This is a genomic window from Pandoraea norimbergensis, from assembly GCF_001465545.3.
Taxonomy (GTDB): domain Bacteria; phylum Pseudomonadota; class Gammaproteobacteria; order Burkholderiales; family Burkholderiaceae; genus Pandoraea; species Pandoraea norimbergensis.
The window spans coordinates 2,338,214-2,357,035 of sequence record NZ_CP013480.3 but is presented as its reverse complement, the minus strand read 5'-3'; the positions used below and the strand labels follow the sequence as shown (position 1 = coordinate 2,357,035).

Below are 18,822 nucleotides of genomic sequence, written 5' to 3'. Positions count from 1 at the left end.
CGTTAAACGAACAACGTTATATGAGTGACATTAAGTGTCACGTCAGATCGAGGGGAAGGCCGCGAGCTTCGCGGCCAGCGACGCGCAGCGCGCCAGCAACTCGGGATCGCCGAACATGCGGCACGCCCCCTGCATGCGATGCAACACCGCCTGCGCCGCGGCGAGGTCGCCTTGGTGCCGGCGCCGGAGCAAACGGCGGAACTGCGCGATGTCTTTCGCCATCTCGGCACGCATCACGCCCCTCGCCACAGCATCCATGTGAAGCGGTAATTTCGGATTGATCTGCATGGCATGCATGGCATGCATGGCATGCGGGGCATGCGGGGCATGCGGGGCTTCCGGCATGGCGCCGACAACAGGCGACGATTCAGCGTCGTGTCCGACTGCCACCGGCCGTGGCCAGCGCGCCGCGAGCACCTGTTGCAACCGCCGACGAGACACTGGCTTCGGCAGCACCGTGTCGATACCCGCCTCCCTCGCCATGCGCGCGTCGAGCACCGATCCGGTCACGGCAATCACGACCGGGGGCGGGCGATGCAGCACCGTTGCCATTCGCTGCAAATCCCCCGCCAACGTCAGCCCGCAGACTTGCCCGAGTTGCACGTCCGTCAGCACCACATCGACTTCGCACGCCGCCCAGTGGGCGAGTGCCTCCGCCGCGTCGCCCACTCCCTGCGCCACGCACCCCAGTGCACCCAACTGCTCGCACAGCACGAGGCGGTTGATCGGGTGGTCCTCCACCACGAGTACGCGCAGTCCTTCCCGAACCGCCACGACGGCGACCGGCAACGCTTGGTCTGCGTTCTCGAAGTAGCTGGCGCCGCCGGATGCGTCGATGAGCGATATCAGGCCACGGCCCGCCGGTGGCGAAAGCGGTGGAAATGGCAACGACAAGCGCAAGTGCGCACCTCGCGCGGGTGTCTCCGCGAGCAGCGCGCCGCCCATCCGATGCGCCCAACGGCGTGCGATCCATAAGCCGAGCCCCGTGCCCGGGATCGTCGGCTGCCCCCGATAAAACGCATGGAAGACAGCTTCTCGGGCCCCTTCGGGAATGCCCGGCCCGGTGTCAGTCACACACACAGTCAAATGTTCCGCCTGCGCTCGCCACGAACCCCGAACGCAAACTTCACCCTCGGCTGTGTACTTGAGTGCGTTGGCAAGGAGCGTGCGCACGATCTGCCGCAGCCGCACGGCATCGCCTCGCAATACGGCGGGTACCTCGTCGTCGACATTGCAGCGTAGCGTCAGGCCCTTCGCGCGTGCTTCTGCGGCGAAGAGCCTGACTTCGCCGTCCAGTTGCGCCCGCACTTCAAAGGGTTCATCGCGCAGCGGCATCTCCACGGCATCGCCCTGCCCGAGCTGCAACACATCGTCCACGACACGCACGAGTACATCGAGCGCCTCTCGCATGGTGTCGAATCGTGCATTCCCGGCGACCCTGCCGGGTTCGGGCGAAAATCCGGCGGCGTGCCCGGCGTCCATCCGATCGGCCCCGCTAGTGCCGCCGGTGCCGCCGGTGCCGCCGGTGCCGCTGGCGTCATCATCGCCGGTCAACGCATCCAGTTGCCCTTGCAGCACCTGCAACGGCGCGCGAAGTTCGTGGACCAGTGCCATGCGGAATGGGTCGGCCAAATCGATGCCGCCCTCCTCTGTAAGGGAAGGCAACGAGGTCAGCGCGGCATCGATTTCGGTGGCGGCTGACTCCGTTCGCATCATCGCGTCATCGCGGCAACCGTCGAGGCCATCATTCGGGAGATCGTTGAAAGTCATCGTGTGAAGACGCTTCACTGCGCTCGTGAGCGCTTCGGCGTACTGAGGAACTGAACAGCCTTGAGTCTGGCGTCTGGCGAGCGCTTTGCGACTGCGCAAATTCCGAACTTCGACATGACTAGGCGGGCTTTCGGATTTCGCCGGACAAAACGGCTCAAGTTCTGTGTCTCATCTGCCGATAATCCCTATGACCCGCTTTGTTCGAAGCATCCGGCGGGGGAGGCCGCGTGTTCTCTTTCCGCGACCCGGGCACACATTCCATCGATAAATATGTATAAGAACATGACGATTCGGACCAGCCTGACACTGGTCCTTGGTTTGCTTGGTGCAGTTCTCGTCCTCGTTAGCGTGCTGGGCTTGCAAGCGCTCAGTTCCAGCAACGAGTCCCTGAGCAAGATGGCCACGGACGACACCCCCGCTCTGGCCGAACTCAAGGGCACGGGCGAGCAGCTTCTGCGGACTCGCCTCTCAATGGCGACGTTCGCCTCCTATGTCAGCCTCGGCGCTGACCCGGACGAGTCGGAAAAGGTGCTCAAGCGCGGCAACCAATACATCGCCGCTTCCGACGCCCTCTGGAACGATTATCTGAAACGTCCCAAGGAAGACACGCACGAAGCGGAGTTGGCCAAGGCCGCCGACACCAAGCGCCGAAACTTCTTCGAGAACGTGATTACCCCGGCGATGAACGCGCTCAAGCAGGGTGATGTGGCGGGCTTCCACCAGATTCAGGCACGCGTCGCGCCGTCGGCTTACAACGCCGTCGACAGCGCCATCCGCGAGTTGCAGGACATTCAGATTGCGCGTCAGAAAGACCGCTTCGAGGCCGCCCAACAGCGCTACAACATCATGCGCATTGCGCTTGGCGTCACGTTGGTGATCGCCCTGCTCGTCGCCCTCTGGGGCCGCGCCATGCTGGCCCGCGCCGTGCTGCGTCCGATTCGTGAAGCCATCGGGCACTTCGAGCGCATGGCGGCTGGCGATCTGAGCCATCGCGTAGAACAGCGCACCAACAACGAGATGGGCCAGTTGTTCGGCGCCCTCGGCCGCATGCGCGACGGCATTGCCGGCACCGTCGGCACCGTGCGCGAAAGCACCGAAGCCATTCACGGCAGCGCCCGCGAAATTGCCGACGGCAATGCCGACCTGTCGGCACGCACCGAATCGCAGGCGTCCTCGCTGGAGCAAACCGCAGCGAGCATGGAAGAGCTGACCGCCGTCGTGAAGCAGAACGCCGAGAACGCACGTGCCGCGAGTCAACTGGCCGTGACGGCATCGGAGACCGCCTCACGTGGCGGCGAAGTCGTGCAGGAGGTTGTCACGACCATGCGCGATATTTCCGAAGCCTCGCAAAAGGTCAACGACATCCTGACCGTCATCGACGGCATTGCCTTCCAGACCAACATTCTGGCGCTCAACGCCGCCGTCGAAGCCGCGCGGGCCGGCGAGCAGGGCCGTGGTTTTGCGGTGGTTGCGGGCGAAGTGCGCACGCTTGCCCAACGCAGCGCGGCAGCCGCCAAGGAAATCAAGGGATTGATCGACGCGTCGGGCAGCCGTGTCGAGACCGGCACCCGTCTGGTCGAACGGGCAGGCGCGACGATGATTGAAGTGGTGCAGTCGGTCAAACGCGTCACCGACATCATGGGCGAGATCTCGGCCGCCAGCGTCGAGCAGTCCAGCGGCATCGAGCAAGTCAACGGTGCCGTGACGCAGATGGACGAGATGACGCAACAGAATGCGGCGCTCGTGGAAGAAGCTTCCGCAGCCGCTGCCGCCTTGGAATCGCAAGCCGCACGCTTGCGCGAGTCGGTCGCGCTGTTCCGGCTGTCGGCGCATGATTCGACCCACGCCTCGATCGGCATGCAGGGTGCTGCGGCCGCTGCTCCGTCGCACGGTGCGCTGGCGCTCGCCGCCTAAACCGGTCCCCGCCCGGTTGCGCCACTCACCGGCGTCGGTTCTCGACGCCGGTTCGCCGATCCCCTACCCCACTGAAAACTCAGACGCTGGCGCGCTGCTCGAAACCCTTGAGCGGCGTCTCGGCGATCCACGCCTTGTCAACTTCGCAAGACGTGACCTGCGCCCCGGGTGGCCCCTGCCGCATCCATTCGCAGAACGCGAGCAACTGATCGGCGCTGCCTTGCGCTATCGCTTCCACCGTCCCGTCGCGCCGGTTACGCACCCAGCCATTCACGCCGAGCCTGTGGGCAGCCACGACACACGAGGCCCGGTAGCCAACGCCTTGCACCACCCCATGCACGATGATTTGCCACGTTGTCGTCATTGCCCCTCCTGCAAGACCCGTTGTCATGAAGCTTATGGAAAAAGGGCCTGATGATCATCAGGCCCTCGCAACAAGTTAGCACACCGCGCGTGAGCGCTTAATAGATGTCGCGACGATACCGCCCCTGTGCGGACAGATCGAGCAATGCCTGCGCGCCGATGGCGTCGGCGAGTGCCGCGTCGACCGCAGGTGCCATGCCGGACAAACTGCCGCAGACATAGATCGAAGCGCCCTGCTGCACCCATTCGGCGATGTCCGATGCGACTTCCCGCACGCGATCCTGCACGTAGATGCGTGCCGCCTGATCGCGCGAATACACACGGTCGATGCGGGCAATGCCACCCTGTGCCTGCCAGTCACGCAACGTCACATCGTGGAAGCTGTCGTGCGCCGCCTGACGCTCGCCGAAGATCAGCCAGTTGCGACGGCGTCCCTGTGCAATGCGCTCGGACAAGTGCGCACGCAGACCGGCAAGTCCGGTACCGTTGCCGATAAGGATCACGCCGCGATCGTCTTGCGGACCATGGAAGCCCGGGTTCGGACGCACGCGCATCATGACGTCACCGCCCAGCGCCACGCCATCGGTCAGCCAGCCGGAACCCAAGCCAAGCGAACCATCGGGATTGCGTGTCTGACGCACCAGCAATGCCAACTGGCCTTCTGCCGGTGTCGAGGCAATCGAATACTCGCGCTCGGGCAGCGTCGCCAGCGGCGCAAGCCATGTCTGCAAGTCGATACCGGCGGGGGGTGCCGCATCGGGCAGAACGCGCTCGCGCAGCGCTTCGCCCAGCGTCACTTCTCGCCCGGCGACCGTCACCCGGACATCCGACGCCCAGACGCTGCCCGCAAGCCACGCGTCGATGCGCGCCTGCGGATGACGCGGCAACACTTCCACCAGATCACCCGCCACCCACTTGACGCCCGGCGGCGGCGTAAAGGCCACGTGATAGGCCGGCAAACCGGTACTGCCCGGGTTCAGCAACGTGCGCTCTGCGAGTTGCCATGATTGGAAGACGGGCGAATCATCGGGCTTCGCTGCGGAGAGCGGTCGGCCCAGCCATTCACCCAGCCGCTCCTGCCATCGCGCCCAAGCGCCCGGGTCGCCCCGGTCGACTTCAATAGGTTCAAACGCCGCCACGCCGCCCTGCGCGCGCAGCCAGCCGTCGAGCGTGCGCCCGAAGCCGCAGAACCGGTCGTACTGGCTATCCCCCAGCGAGAGCACGGCGAAGCGCAGTGTCGGCAACGCCATCGCCTGATTCATCAGTTGCTGGGCAAAGCGGCGGGCGCTGTCAGGCGGCTCACCGTCACCGAACGTGCTGACAATGAAAAGTGCGCGCTTGGCGGTGCCGAGTTGCGCCTCGCCGATGCGTGCGAGCGGTTGAATTTGTGCGGGCACACCTGCACCCTGCAACATGCCAGCCGTCTGCCAAGCGAGGCCTTCGGCCACGCCGCTCTGGCTGGCAAACCCGATCAGAACCCCCTCGTCGGCCAACGCCCCGCCAGCCGACGGCTTGTCATTGCCGGCAGCCGCCGGCCGCGACGCCGCCAGCGCCCGTTTTTTCTTGCGACGATCGAGGTAGAGCATCCAGCCGGTGACGAAGAACACCGGCATCATCAGGCTCGACAGCATCATGACGACGATGCCCACCGGCCCGAAGAAGCTGCCGCGATGCAGTGCGTAGATGCTCGTCATCAACTGGCCACCTACGGTCTTCTGGCCGTAACGCTCCACGTTGCTGACCTTGCCCGTCACCGCGTCCACATCCAGACGGCTGAATGCGCGCTCATGTGGCACCGAATCGTCGAGCCACGTCATCTGGAGCGGGCCACCCGCTTTCTGGGCCGGGCGCAGATAGACTTTGGTGTAGTTCGGGACTTCAGCCTTGAACGCGTCCCACGCGACGTTCACGTCGGTGTCGGCCAGATTCGGCAGTGCGGGCTTCTTGCGCTCGCCGCCCTCGTCCCCTCGCTTCGCCATCTTCGGTTGTGCCGCCGGCTTGTTGCGCACCGGTTGCTGAACCCCAGCGACGGAAAACAGCATGCCGCGCCACCAGTCGTACGACCAGTAAAGCCCGGTCGTGGCCGACAACAAATACGGCACCAGCACCACCGTGCCGATCACCGCGTGCAGATTCCAGAGGAACGGCCGGCCCTTCTTCTTGAAATCAATGTGAAACCACGCACGCCAGTTGCCCAGACGGCGCGGCCAACGCAGATACAGGCCACTCAGCGCCAGCAGGAATAGCAGCAACGTGGCCGCGCCGGTGATCTGCTTGCCGATGCCTTCCACCGTCAGGAAGCGGTGGATGTCCATGATGAAACGGAACACGACGTCGGCCTTCGAGCGGCCGAGCATTTCACCCGTGTAAGGATCGACGAAATAGGTTTCGCCGCGCGGACCGTCGCCGGTCGACAGACGTACGCCCACGGCATCTTCGGGAGTACGCACCACCGTCATCAGCAGAATGCGGCGATCAGGGACGGCGTCGTGCACGCGTGCGACCAGTTCGGGCACGGGCAGCCGGCCGCCGTCGCGCACAGGCACGGTCATCACGCCCGAGCTGAAGGCGCGCGTGAGTTCGTCATCGTAAGAAAGGAGCGCGCCGGTCAGGCCGACCACTGCCAGCACCAGCCCGGCGGTGATGCCGAAAAACCAGTGCAGTTGAAACCACAGTCTTTTCATCATTGTGTTGTCCGGCGCAACTCTGGGCGCCTTTGGGCGGCACAGGCGATGTGCGCCGCAACCCCGTTCCCGGAGGTGTGCCATACCGCAAACGCCCCCCGGGCGCTTTGCGGCAATATCGAATGTTATTGCAAACGATTCTCAGTTTCAATCTTTACCCGATCTTTCACTTCTGGCCCTGAATTTCGGTTCCTGTCAGGCGCCTGTCAGCGATATCCCACAAGAATTTCATAGAACGGACGACGCCCTGTCGGTTTTTGAGCGGTTAGGATGAATTTATCCCGCGCGGAAGTTCGCGCTCCCGCCCCACCGAACCGCCGTCATCGTCGTACTTTCCCCTTCCCCTGCGCCCACCCGCTCGGCCCCGGATTCGACCTTACGGCACGACAGCGACGGAGTGCCATGGAACAACCTACGTTAGCCACGTCCGCCACCACGCCGGCCGACACCTGTGTCGTCGACGTGCACACCACGGCGTTCTTCTTTGATCTGGACGGCACGCTGGCGCCACTGGCCGCGCGTCCCGACGCCGTGCGGTTGCCGCGCGACACCGCCAGCGTGCTCGCCCGGCTGAAGGAACGTGCGAACGGCGCTCTGGCTGTGGTCTCGGGGCGCCGCATTGACGATATCGACGGTCTGCTCGCCCCCCTGCACGTGCCTGCCGCTGGCCTTCACGGCGCCGAAATTCGCTATGCCAATGGCGATTTCGAGCGTGCGGAGGGTCTTGGGCGCGATACGGAACGCATCGCCGCCATGGCCGCGCCGCTGCGCGCACTCGTCGAACAACACCCGGGGCTGCTGCTCGAGAACAAGGGCAGCGCACTCGCCCTGCACTATCGTGGTGCACCGGAACTGGCGGGGGTGGCACGCGACACCATGCGCGCCCTCGCCGAACTGCACGCCGACACCTTTGCCTTGCAGCCCGGCAAGATGGTGTTCGAACTGCGGCCCCGCAACGTCAGCAAGGGCCGCGCCATCTCCCTCCTCATGCAAACCCCGCCGTTCGCCGGTCGCACGCCCCTGTTTGCGGGCGACGACCTGACTGACGAGGCCGGGTTTGCCGATGTCAATGCGCACGGCGGTATCACGATCAAGATCGGCGAAGGCGAGACCTGCGCCCGTCACCGCCTGCCGTCCCCCGAGGCGCTCACAGCCTGGCTGTTGACCCTGCGCCCGCCTACACAGGAGAAAGACGTATGAGTCGCCTAGTCATCGTGTCGAACCGGGTCGCCCCGATCACCGAGGGCAAGCCCACCGCCGGCGGGCTCGCCATCGGCGTGTTCGATGCGCTAAAAAACACCGGCGGCATGTGGTTCGGATGGAATGGCGAGATCGATGCGGTGCCGGCAACGGCCCCGGACATCGCGCATCGCAACAACGTCACGTTCGCCACGGTGCCGCTCACGCGCCGCGATTACAACACCTACTACCGCGGTTTCTCCAACGCCACCCTCTGGCCGACGTTTCACTATCGCGACGACCTCACGCGCTTTCAGCGCGACGACTACAACGGCTATCGCCACGTCAATGCCCGCTTTGCGTCGCTGCTCGCGCCGCTGTTGCAGCCGGACGACCTGATCTGGGTGCATGACTATCATCTGCTGCCATTTGCGCAGGCCTGCCGGCATATCGGTATCAAGCAGCGGCTCGGCTTCTTTTTGCACATCCCCTTTCCGTCGCCGCAGGTGCTGATGACCGTGCCGCCGCACGAGGCGCTCGTGCGCGCGATGTGCGAATACGATCTCGTCGGCTTTCAGACCGAGCCCGACCGCACCGCCTTCACCGACTATCTGGTGCGCTACGCGGGTGGCACGCTGCACGACGACGGCACGGTCACCGCGTATGGCCGCACGTTCCGTACGGGCGTTTATCCGATCGGCGTGTATCCGGACGAAATTCAGCAACAGGCGACTGCGCGTGCCACCGTGAAGCACATCCTCGATCTGAAGCAGGGGTTGCAGCAACGCAAGCTGATCATGAGCGTGGACCGGCTCGACTACTCCAAGGGGATGCTGGAGCGTTTTCGCGCGTTCGAGCGACTGCTGGAGCTGTGGCCCAACCAGCAAGGCACGGTGAGCTTCGTGCAAGTCGCACCGCCCAGCCGCTCGGATGTGGCCGGGTACGGCGAGATCCGGCGTCAGTTGGAAACCGAGGCGGGGCACATCAATGGCCGCTTCTCAGATCTGGCCTGGACACCGCTGCGCTATATCAACAAACGCTACGATCACGAAGTCTTGATGTCGTTCTTCCGGGCGTCGCAAGTAGGGTACGTAACGCCGCTGCGCGACGGTATGAATCTCGTCGCCAAGGAGTATGTGGCGTCGCAAGACCCCGCCGATCCGGGGGTGCTCGTGCTCTCGTGTTTTGCGGGCGCGGCACAAGAGCTTGATGGCGCATTGATCGTCAATCCGTATGACATCGACGAAATGGCTGAAGCGCTTCGCTCGGCCCTGAACATGTCGCTATCCGAGCGACAGTCGCGCTACGAGGGCATGATGGCAACATTGCGCGAACACAATCTGTCGACGTGGCGCGACCGGTTCATGACCGATCTTCGTACGCCGAGCGCGACAACACCCGCCACCCCGGTGCTGGTGCGCTGCGCACAACCTGCGGCGGCCTGACGGACGCTTCGGGACGCCGAGGCTGACGGGCGCTTTGAGTCGCCGAGGCGCCGAGGCGCCGAGGCGTTCAGGCTCCGTGCTTTGACGCTTCGGCACACATCGACGCGACTCGGGGGTGCGATGCAAAAGCGCGCCCCACCTGACGTTCCCGGAACGCGCGCACCGTGACAAGGAGACTCGCCATGAGCCAAAGTCAGAACGATAGCTCGGCGCCCAGCGTGAGCGTCGAAAACGATGGGCCGGTGACGGTCATCACGCTGGCTCGTGCTGCACGCCGCAATGCCGTCGACCGCGAGATGGCCAACGCCTTGCGCGATGCACTGCTCGCCTTCGAGCGCGACAGCAACGCGAGCGTAGCCGTGTTGTGCGGCAAAGGCTCGACGTTCTGTGCCGGCGCCGACCTCTCGGCTTTCGACGATCCCCAGCGACGCAACGTCGTCACACCCGATGGCAGCGGCGACGGCCCGATGGGCCTGACGCGCCGCCATCTCGACAAACCGGTGATTGCCGCGGTCACCGGCCACGCGGTGGCGGGCGGGCTGGAACTGGCGTTGTGGTGCGACTTGCGAGTGGCGGACGTGTCGGCGACGTTCGGCGTGTTTTGCCGCCGCTTCGGCGTGCCGCTCATCGACGGCGGCACGGTGCGTTTGCCGCGACTGATCGGTATGAGCCGTGCGCTCGACATGATTCTGACCGGGCGCGCGGTCGGTGCACAGGAAGGTTTCGAGATCGGGCTGGTGAACCGGTTGGTGCCGGAGGGCATGGCGCTTCAGGGGGCCATTGCTCTGGCACATCAACTGGCCGCGTTGCCGCAGGGCGCGTTGCGCGCCGACCGGCGGGCCGCTTACGCGCAATGGGATTTACCGCTGGAAGATGCGCTGCGCCAGGAAGGCGCAGCGGGACACGATGTGGTGTTCTCGGAAGGTCTCGAAGGGGCCCGCGCCTTCCTCTCCGGTGTGGGCCGTCACGGGGCGCCGCGAAACTAAGTGCAATAACGCACCGCGCCTTGCTGCGCCCCCGGGCTACGACTTACTTCCCTGCCGGACGCGACTGTTGCACCTGCTCCAGACGCTTGCGCAAACCGTCCGCAATTTCCTTCTGATTCGACTGATTGGCGAAGTCGATGGCGGTGAGCCCCAATTGGTTCTTCAAGCGCACATCGGCACCGCCGTCGAGCAGCACCTTGCAGGTCGTGATGTGACCACCGCGTGCGGCCATCATGAGCGGCGTGGTGCCGTTGGGCGATTCGGCATCGACATACGCCGACGCATCGAGCAGCAACTGCACGATCTCGTCATTGCCGCTGGTCGCCGCGTAATGCAGCGGTGCCCAGCCCTTCTTGTTGACCTCGGCTTCCTTGTCGATCATCAGCTTGACCATCGGCGTGAGGCCTTGCAGCGAGGCGAGCATCAGCGCGTTTTCACCGGCGGCATTGGTCGCATCGAGATCCGTCTTGTCGTTGTTGATGAGCAGTCGCGCGACATCGACCGACTTCTCGCGCATCGCGATCACCAGCAACGGATTGCCCTTCTCGTCACGCGTGTTCGGATCGACGCCGGCCTTGAGGGCTTCGGCCACAGCCTTCGTATCGTTGAACGTGACGGCCTTGAACAGCGCCACATTCGACGTCGCCGCCGTGGCACACGCCGTCAGCCAAAGCACGCTGAGCAACATCAAGGCTCGGATCATCGGGAATTTGCGCATCGGTGGACTCCTGTCGGTAGACCGTTGAAATTGAGTAACGCTGGGGGCAAGGCGATGAAACCGCGCAAGTCGTACGGATCTTGGCGCGGTGAGGCAACTCGCTTCAATGTTTTGCGGCGGCAAACAGGCGGAAGAAGTTCTCCGTTGTCACCTCGGCAATCTTCTGGACCGGTTCGCCGCGCAAATCGGCAATGAATTCGGCCACATGACGCACGTAGCCGGGCTGGTTCAGCTTGCCGCGATACGGCACCGGCGCGAGATACGGCGAATCGGTTTCGATCAGCATGCGATCGAGCGGCACGCGGCGTGCAACGTCTTGCAAATCGCGGGCACTCTTGAAAGTGACGATACCCGAGAACGAGATGTAGAAGTTCTGATCGAGCGCGCCTTGTGCCACGTCCCAGCTTTCGGTGAAGCAGTGCATCACACCGGCCGGCTCGCCCGCGTTTTCTTCACGCATGAGGCGCAGCGTGTCATCGGCGGCCGAGCGAGTGTGAATGATGAGCGGCTTGCCTGTCACGCGCGCCGCACGAATGTGGGTGCGAAAGCGCTCGCGCTGCCATTCCATGTCTTCGATGGAGCGCCCTTCCAGCCGGTAATAGTCGAGACCGGTCTCCCCGATGGCTACCACCTTGGGCGTAGCCGCAAGACGCACGAGGTCGTCGACGCTCGGCTCGGGCGTGTCTTCGTAATCGGGATGCACCCCCACCGAGGCGTAGACATTCTCGTGTTGTGCCGCGATCTCCAACACCTGCGGCAGCGTGGGCAGATCGACCGACACACACAAGGCGTGACTCACCTTGTTCTCGCGCATGCGGGCCAGCAGGTCGGGCATCTGCTCGGCCAGTTCGGGAAAATTGATGTGACAGTGCGAATCGATAAACATGATGGACGATCAGGGTTCCGGTGTCGGAGTCAGAGCGACGCCGGTGCGCCGAACAACTGTTTGTATTGCAGAAAAAGGGCTTCGAGCAGCACACGGGTGTTAAGCGGGTGGTTCTGCACCTGACGCTGTTGCGCAAGCTCACGCAGGAAGCCGAGCAGGCGCACGTCGTCGGTCGCGTCGCCGCACTGGCGCAGCGCCTTAGCGTGGGCCGGGTAGAAACGCGAGTTGCCCGTCATGCGTTCGGCGAGTACGTCGAAGCACCAGCGTTGCAGCGTTTCGAGAATGCCCGGCAGGTTGCCCTTATGCAGTTGCTCGGCACAAGCGAACGCGTCGACCACCCCGCCCTGCGCCAGTTGCCCCAGCAGCCAGTCGCGCCAGCTCCGCTCTTCGGGCTCGGCCAACGTGCGGGCCGACAGGGGCGCGCCACCGGCTTCCGCCAGCACCGCCGCCGCCGTCGCGGCATCGAGGCCGGCTTCGCCCATGAGCCATTGCGTCGACTGCTTGTCGTCGGGGCGTGTGAGTACCACGCGACGGCAGCGCGACAAAATCGTCGGCAGCAGGCGATCGGGTTGCGTCGTCACCAGCAGGAAAACGACACCTTCAGGCGGTTCTTCGAGTGTCTTGAGCAACGCGTTGGCGGCGTGCACGTTCAGCGCTTCCGCCGGATACAGCAGCACGACGCGACGCCCCTGACGGTGCGAGCCCAGGCTGGCAAAGTCGATGACTTCGCGCACCTGCTCGATCTTGATTTCCTTACTCGGGGTCTTGGTCTTCTTGTCGGCGTCGGCCTCGGTGCGATTCTCGGCACCGGGCAGCGTATCGGCCATGATTTCCGGGCAGATAGCACGAAAATCCGGGTGATTGCCGCTGGCAAACCACTGGCAGGCGCTGCACGTGCCGCACGGCGACAAATCGTCGCGCGGGGCCTCGCAGAGCAGACCCTGCGCGAAGGTGCGCGCAAGCACGAGCTCGCCGATGCCGGGCACCGCCTGCAACAACAGGGCATGCGGCATCTGGCTGCGAAGATCGTTAAGGCGCGTCCAGTCCTGCGACTGCCACGGATACAGCATGGGGGCTCCTTGGCCTGAATTTTCGCCAGCATGGGCGCTGGCATGACACATCAGTGCGGGGAACGTCGTCGGCTTGCGCCTGATTTCGGGCGGGAGACCGAACGAATACCCGGATTATGGCCCCATTCGCGGGGCGCTTCAGCAACTGTCGCCGTCAGTGCCCGGGCACGCCCAGTCGCGCAAAGACCCCAGCGAGTTCTGCGGCGATGGCATCGATGCTCTGGGCCGCGTCGATCACAACGAAGCGGCCCGCCGACGCTTGCGCACGACGCAGGTACTCTTCACGCACTCGGGTGAAAAAGGCAGCCGACTCGCGCTCGAACTTGTCCGGCGCGCGGGCACCGGCCAATCGGGCCGCCGCAATCGACGGATCGAGATCGAACAGAATCGTGAGGTCCGGCTGGCGGGTGCCCTGCACCCACTGCTCAAGCACCGACAGCTTGTCGAGCGAGAGGCCACGGCCACCGCCCTGATAGGCGAACGTCGCATCGGTGAAGCGGTCGGAGACCACCCAGTCGCCACGGGTCAGCGCGGGTTCGATGACTTTGACCAGATGCTCACGGCGTCCGGCAAACATCAGCAGCGCTTCGGTTTCGATATCCATCGGCTCATCGAGCACGAGTTTGCGCAACGCTTCGCCCAGCGGCGTGCCGCCCGGCTCACGCGTGGCCACGACGTCACGGCCAACGCGGGCGAGCCCCTGACGCAGCGTCTCCACAAAGGCATTCACGTGCGTGCTCTTGCCAGCGCCGTCGATGCCCTCGAAAGTCACGAACTTGCCCGGCACGGTGGCCGGTGCGGCGTTAGGTTGCGTCATTGATCACCTCGCTGGTATTTGTCCACGGCGCGATTGTGCTCCTGGAGATTGGTCGAGAAATGGCTCGTGCCATCGCCCCGCGCCACGAAATAGAGCGCATCGCTCGGGGCGGGATTAAGCGCCGCCGCCAGCGATGCCACGCCGGGCAGCGCAATCGGCGTCGGCGGCAGCCCGGCGCGCGTGTAGGTGTTGTAAGGCGTATCGGTCTGCAAGTCGCGCTTGCGAATACGCCCCGTGTAGAGGTCGCCCATACCGTAGATCACTGTCGGGTCAGTCTGGAGCAGCATACGTTTCTTCAGGCGGTTCACGAACACGGCGGCGACTTGCCCCCGTTCCACGGCCTGCCCTGTCTCTTTCTCCACCAGCGATGCCATGATCAGTGCCTCGTACGGCGTGTTGTACGGCAAGCCCGGCGCGCGCGCGGCCCAGGCTTCATCCAGACGCTTCTGCATCAGGCGATAAGCACGCTTGTAGATGTCGACGTCGCTGGAGCCCTTCGGAAAGAGGTAGGTGTCCGGGAAGAACATGCCCTCGGCTTCGGCGCGATCGGCGCCCACGAGCTGCATGATGTCGGCGTCGGGCAATCCGGCCGTGTCGTGACGCAGCGCCGGGTTGAGGTCGATCTCGGCACGCATTTTCTTGAAGGTCCAGCCTTCGATGATCGTCACCACGTACTGATTGACGTCGCCTCGTGCGAGCTTCTCCATCACGTCGATGGGCGTGACGCCCGTGGCGAACTCGTAGTTGCCGGACTTGAGCTTGGTGCCCACGTCCATGATGCGGGCGAGCAGATTGAACAGCAGCGGATGCACCGGCACGCCGCCCGTGCGGAGCTGGGTCGCGACGCTACGCACCGAACTGTAGGGTTTGATCGTCACGTCAAGCGTGGGCTTGACGAGCTGCATTGGGGCTTGCGCCCAGTAATAGAAAGCACCGCCCGCCGCCAACGCGGCGACAATCAACAGCACGAACAAGCGTTTGATGAAGGACATGTATTGCAGAATAAGTCGCGCTCGGACGGCAGCGGGTTCGGGGGACTCGGTCAACCCGGGCGTGTATGGATAACGGCGGTTCGTGCTTCGCGTTTTGCGCGTCGAACCGGGCTCGCACGCCCAAGCGGAAGACCCAATATAATACTTTGACTTGCCGAACCCTCAAAGATAGACAGGCACTCCTGTATATGAATTCCCAATGGCGTGAACTTCTGCCGCAAGCGGCAGCCGCATCTTCGTCCGATCCCGATGCGCGTGCGGCGCAGTTTGCAGCACTCCAATCGGGCAGTTTCGCCGCGCTGGCGCACGACACGGGCCTCATCGCCGTGACCGGCGCCGACGCCGCGAGCTTCCTGCATGGGCAACTGACCAATGATGTCGAACACCTCAAGCCCACCCAGGCGCGGCTCACAGGCTATTGTTCGGCCAAAGGGCGGTTGCTCGCCACGTTCCTGATGTGGCGCGACGCTACCCCCGACGCCACGATCTATCTGGCCGGTGCCGCCGATGTTCAGGCGGCCGTTCAGAAGCGCTTGTCGATGTTCGTGCTGCGGGCGAAGGCCAAGCTGACCGATGCCACGGCAACGCATGTGCTGATTCAGGTTGGCGGCCCCGCCGCCGAAAACGTCCTTTTGCAAACGTTCGCGACGCTGCCCGCCGCGCCGCTAGCAGCCGTGCAGGGCACGCTTGGCGATGCGCCGACGAGCCTGATCCGTCTGCCCGATGCCGGCACGGCCCGATCGCTGCCCCGTTATCTCTGGAGCGTGCCGGTCGCGCAGGCTGCGCAGGTCTGGGCGGCGTTGCAGGCCGCCCCGGGACTGGTCGTCGTCGACCCGGCGCTGACCGCGTGGCTCGATGTGCATAGCGGCGTGGCCGATGTGGTCACCGCCACGCAAGAACAATTCGTGCCCCAAATGGTGAATTGGGAAGTCGTGGGCGGCGTGAGCTTCCGCAAGGGCTGCTATCCCGGTCAGGAAGTGGTCGCGCGCAGTCAATATCGCGGCGTCATCAAGCGCCGCCTGCACCTCGCACATGTGGCCGACGGTGGCCCCGTGCCCATTCCCGCGCAGGAATTGGTCGAAGTCAGCGACCCCGATCAACCGTGCGGCATGGTGGTGCAAGCTGCCGCGGCACCGGGCGGTGGCTATGACGTTCTCGTGGAACTGAAACTGGCCGCGCGTGAAGCCGATGACGTTCGGCTCGGCACGGCCGAGGGCCCTGCGCTGCAATTCCTGGCAATGCCGTACGAGATCTTCGATCCGACTGAAACGCCTGCCGCGTCTGCTTCGGCAGCGTCCTGAATGGACTGTTACGTCTATTACCGCGTCACACCTGCTAACGCTGAAGCCGCCACTCAGGCCGTGACGCGGCTCTTCGCATTGGTCGCGTCACGCTTCGGCGTGTCTGCGCGCCTGCAATGGCGGGCAGAAACGTCCGCGAACGACGCGCTCACTGGGGCAACGACTTGGATGGAGCGGTATGACGACGTACCGCCCGCGTTTATGGACGCCCTGCCCGCGATGGCAACGCAATGCGGGTTGGCCACGCTCGTCGAGGGCGAGCGTCATATCGAATGCTTCGTGGACGTGCCCTCCCCATGTGCCTGATCGTTTTCTCGTGGCAGCCTGACGCCGACACGCCGCTCGTGCTGCTCGCCAATCGCGACGAATTTTTCGAGCGGGAGGCCGAGCCCATGCACTGGTGGCACGATCGCCCCGACATACTTGCGGGACGCGATCTACGCGGCGGCGGCACATGGATGGGCATTAACCGTGTCGGCCGTTTCGCGGCGCTCACCAATTTTCGTGACGGACGGGCGCCAAAGACGCCCAACGACGCGCCATCACGGGGCTTGCTCGTGTCCGCCTTGCTCGACGCCACGCCGTTCGATGCCGATCTCGCGCGCGTAGAAACGCACGCGCACGATTACGCGGGCTTCAATCTGGTTGCTGGCGATTTACCGGGCGGGAAGTTGTTCTGGCTAGGCAATCGAGAGAACCCGGGCGTACCAGTGGCTCACCCAATCGAACCCGGCGTTCATGGCTTGTCGAATGCGTTGCTCGATACGCCCTGGCCAAAGCTCGTGAGCCGGCGCGATGCGTTGTCCGCCGCCATCGCTAGCCACGCTGACGACGCTACGCTGCTGCATTTGATGCGCGATAACACGGAAGCGCCCGACGATGCGCTGCCGGAGACCGGCGTGCCCCATGCGTGGGAGAAGACCCTCTCGGCGGCCTTTATCGCTTCGCCCGCCTACGGCACTCGCTGCACGACGCTGCTTCGCTATCACCGCAACGGTACCGTCGAGTTCACCGAATCGACGGTATCGCCCGGGCAACCTGCCAGCGAATTGCTCGACATTCAGCGCTATCGCTTCGAGATCAAACGCGCGTAACCGGTGCTGGCCCGTGGCGGCCGGTAGCTGCCGGTGGCTGCCCGCAAGGTTGCCGAATTATCAGGTTGGCGGCAAACCGCGCGCACCTTCTCGCGCGGCGTGCCAATCCGTACAACGTCAGACCAACCGCACGATCTGCTTCCCGAAGTTCTCGCCCTTGAGCAAACCGAGAAATGCAGCGGGTGCACTCTCAAGCCCCTGCGTCATCGTCTCGCGGTAGTGCAACTCGCCTGCGGCGATGGCGTCGGTCAACTCAGTCAGCGCCTGCGGCCAGATATCCAGATGCTCGGTCACGATGAAGCCTTCGAGCTTCACGCGGTTCGTCAGCAGCAACGCCGGGTATTTCAGCGGCGCCGGCTGGCCGTCATAGCCGGCGATCATGCCGCACAGCGCGATGCGCGAATGGGCGTTGATGTTGCCCAGCACGGCATCGAACACCGCGCCACCCACGTTCTCGAAGTAGCCGTCGATACCGTCGGGTGCGGCCGCACGCAGCGCCTCGTAGAGATTGCCCGCCTTGTAGTCGACGCACGCATCGAAGCCCAGCGTTTCGGTGACATAGGCACACTTCTGCGGCCCCCCTGCAATGCCCACCACGCGGCAACCCATGCGCTTGGCCAGTTGGCCCACCACACTGCCCACGGCACCGGAGGCCGCGCTCACGGCCACAGTCTGCCCCGCCTTGGGCGCGATGATCTTGTTCAAGCCGTACCACGCGGTGACGCCCGGCATGCCGGCGGCCCCCAGATATACGCTCATCGGCACGCGCACGGCATCAACGCGACGCAGATTGCTGCCGTCGGAAATACCGTACTCCTGCCAGCCGAACATCGCGGTGACGGCGTCGCCCGGCTGCCAGTCGGGATGGCGCGACTCGATCACCTCACCTACCGTCGCACCGACCATGACGGCGTCGAGCGGTTGCGGCGGCGCGTACGACTTGGTGTCGTTCATGCGGCCACGCATGTAGGGGTCGAGTGACAGATAGAAATTGCGCACCAGCACTTGCCCGTCACCAAGTTCGGGCAGTTCCGGCGCGGCAAGGTGGAAATTGTCCAGCGTGGCCTCGCCCTTGGGACGCGAGACCAGCAAAATCTGGCGGTTGATCGTCATGACATACGCTCCGGTTAGTCGCCCTGCGGATCGTCGGGACGTCGCTGCTGGCGAACCTCGCGGCCCACCGCCAGACGACGCAGATACTTGAATGTGCCCATGGCCTTCGCCACGAGCTTGCCGTTGGCGTCGCGCACTTCGCCTTCGCAATACGCCATCGTGGTCGAGCGATGCAGCACGCGCCCGAAAGCGCTCATCTCGCCAGAACCCGGCTGCATGAAACTCGTCTTCATTTCGATGGTGACTACACCGCTGCCTTCCGGCGCAGTGCTGCGGCTCGCCGTGCTCAACGCCACGTCGAGAAGCGCCATCGTCACGCCGCCGTGCATCACTTCCCAACTGTTCAGATGCTGGGGAGCGAGCTTGAGTCGAAGTTCCGACTCGCCACCCTCGGCGCGCAGAAGTTCGATGCCAAGGTGATCGATAAACCCGGAGCGAATCGATAGTGTGCTCATCGTGTGCACTCCCGGCTCGTTCCGAGGGCGCCACA

The 18,822-nt window shown here is 64.3% G+C and carries 17 protein-coding genes; 7 read left to right on the top strand and 10 right to left on the bottom strand.

What is annotated here, in order from left to right:
* Nucleotides 1-42: 42 nt before the first annotated feature.
* Nucleotides 43-1,770: an ATP-binding protein gene (locus tag AT302_RS10390; RefSeq protein WP_058378377.1), complete on the bottom strand. Its 1,728-nt coding sequence runs from the start codon at nt 1,768-1,770 to the stop codon at nt 43-45.
* Between the two features lie 282 nt (nt 1,771-2,052).
* Between AT302_RS10390 and AT302_RS10385 the strand changes: the two genes are divergently transcribed.
* Nucleotides 2,053-3,684: a methyl-accepting chemotaxis protein gene (locus AT302_RS10385; protein WP_237172112.1), complete on the top strand. Its 1,632-nt coding sequence runs from the start codon at nt 2,053-2,055 to the stop codon at nt 3,682-3,684.
* A 79-nt stretch (nt 3,685-3,763) separates the two neighbouring features.
* On the opposite strand, the gene AT302_RS10380 is transcribed toward AT302_RS10385, so the two are convergent.
* Nucleotides 3,764-4,048 (bottom strand): acylphosphatase, encoded by a 285-nt coding sequence (locus AT302_RS10380; protein ID WP_087687838.1) that lies wholly within the window; start codon nt 4,046-4,048, stop codon nt 3,764-3,766.
* A gap of 97 nt (nt 4,049-4,145) precedes the next feature.
* Entirely contained in the window at nt 4,146-6,734 is a 2,589-nt protein-coding gene (locus AT302_RS10375) for a PepSY domain-containing protein (RefSeq protein WP_058378374.1), read from the bottom strand.
* A gap of 399 nt (nt 6,735-7,133) precedes the next feature.
* Between AT302_RS10375 and otsB the strand changes: the two genes are divergently transcribed.
* From otsB to AT302_RS10360, 3 genes are all read left to right on the top strand, one after another.
* Nucleotides 7,134-7,931, top strand: a complete 798-nt coding sequence (gene otsB, locus AT302_RS10370) for a trehalose-phosphatase (RefSeq protein ID WP_084656147.1) — start codon at nt 7,134-7,136, stop codon at nt 7,929-7,931.
* The gene (gene otsA, locus AT302_RS10365) at nt 7,928-9,355 is read left to right on the top strand and encodes an alpha,alpha-trehalose-phosphate synthase (UDP-forming) (RefSeq protein ID WP_058378373.1); all 1,428 of its coding nucleotides are present in this window, start codon (nt 7,928-7,930) and stop codon (nt 9,353-9,355) included. The genes otsB and otsA overlap by 4 nt, the downstream gene beginning before the upstream one ends.
* A 182-nt stretch (nt 9,356-9,537) precedes the next feature.
* Nucleotides 9,538-10,341, top strand: a complete 804-nt coding sequence (locus tag AT302_RS10360; RefSeq protein WP_058378372.1) for a crotonase/enoyl-CoA hydratase family protein — start codon at nt 9,538-9,540, stop codon at nt 10,339-10,341.
* Between the two features lie 43 nt (nt 10,342-10,384).
* Here AT302_RS10360 and AT302_RS10355 read toward each other — a convergent pair whose 3' ends face one another.
* From AT302_RS10355 to mltG, 5 genes are all read right to left on the bottom strand, one after another.
* Nucleotides 10,385-11,059, bottom strand: coding sequence for an ankyrin repeat domain-containing protein (locus AT302_RS10355; RefSeq protein ID WP_058378371.1), 675 nt, complete (start codon nt 11,057-11,059; stop codon nt 10,385-10,387).
* Nucleotides 11,060-11,162: 103 nt separating this feature from the next.
* Nucleotides 11,163-11,945 carry a TatD family hydrolase gene (locus AT302_RS10350; RefSeq protein ID WP_058378370.1) on the bottom strand — a complete coding sequence of 261 codons (783 nt, stop codon included), beginning with the start codon at nt 11,943-11,945 and terminating at the stop codon, nt 11,163-11,165.
* 29 nt (nt 11,946-11,974) lie between these two features.
* Nucleotides 11,975-13,015: a DNA polymerase III subunit delta' gene (gene holB, locus AT302_RS10345; protein WP_058378369.1), complete on the bottom strand. Its 1,041-nt coding sequence runs from the start codon at nt 13,013-13,015 to the stop codon at nt 11,975-11,977.
* A 154-nt stretch (nt 13,016-13,169) separates the two neighbouring features.
* Complete coding sequence (gene tmk, locus AT302_RS10340; RefSeq protein WP_058378368.1) at nt 13,170-13,832, bottom strand: dTMP kinase; 663 nt, start codon at nt 13,830-13,832, stop codon at nt 13,170-13,172.
* Nucleotides 13,829-14,824 (bottom strand): endolytic transglycosylase MltG, encoded by a 996-nt coding sequence (mltG, locus tag AT302_RS10335; protein ID WP_058378367.1) that lies wholly within the window; start codon nt 14,822-14,824, stop codon nt 13,829-13,831. Before mltG ends, tmk begins: the two co-directional genes overlap by 4 nt.
* A 188-nt stretch (nt 14,825-15,012) precedes the next feature.
* Between mltG and ygfZ the strand changes: the two genes are divergently transcribed.
* From ygfZ to AT302_RS10320, 3 genes are read left to right on the top strand one after another with little or no spacing between them, the layout of a single operon-like run.
* The gene (gene ygfZ / locus AT302_RS10330) at nt 15,013-16,125 is read left to right on the top strand and encodes a CAF17-like 4Fe-4S cluster assembly/insertion protein YgfZ (RefSeq protein ID WP_058378366.1); all 1,113 of its coding nucleotides are present in this window, start codon (nt 15,013-15,015) and stop codon (nt 16,123-16,125) included.
* Complete coding sequence (locus AT302_RS10325) at nt 16,126-16,431, top strand: DUF4936 family protein (protein ID WP_058378365.1); 306 nt, start codon at nt 16,126-16,128, stop codon at nt 16,429-16,431.
* Nucleotides 16,422-17,219 (top strand): NRDE family protein, encoded by a 798-nt coding sequence (locus AT302_RS10320; RefSeq protein WP_058378364.1) that lies wholly within the window; start codon nt 16,422-16,424, stop codon nt 17,217-17,219. Before AT302_RS10325 ends, AT302_RS10320 begins: the two co-directional genes overlap by 10 nt.
* Before the next feature lie 117 nt (nt 17,220-17,336).
* Here the strand turns inward: AT302_RS10320 and AT302_RS10315 are convergent, their stop codons facing one another.
* The gene (locus tag AT302_RS10315) at nt 17,337-18,332 is read right to left on the bottom strand and encodes an NADP-dependent oxidoreductase (protein ID WP_058378363.1); all 996 of its coding nucleotides are present in this window, start codon (nt 18,330-18,332) and stop codon (nt 17,337-17,339) included.
* A gap of 14 nt (nt 18,333-18,346) precedes the next feature.
* On the bottom strand, nt 18,347-18,787 hold the full coding sequence (locus tag AT302_RS10310) for a PaaI family thioesterase (RefSeq protein ID WP_058378362.1): 441 nt from the start codon (nt 18,785-18,787) through the stop codon (nt 18,347-18,349).
* Between the last annotated feature and the right edge of the window lie 35 nt (nt 18,788-18,822).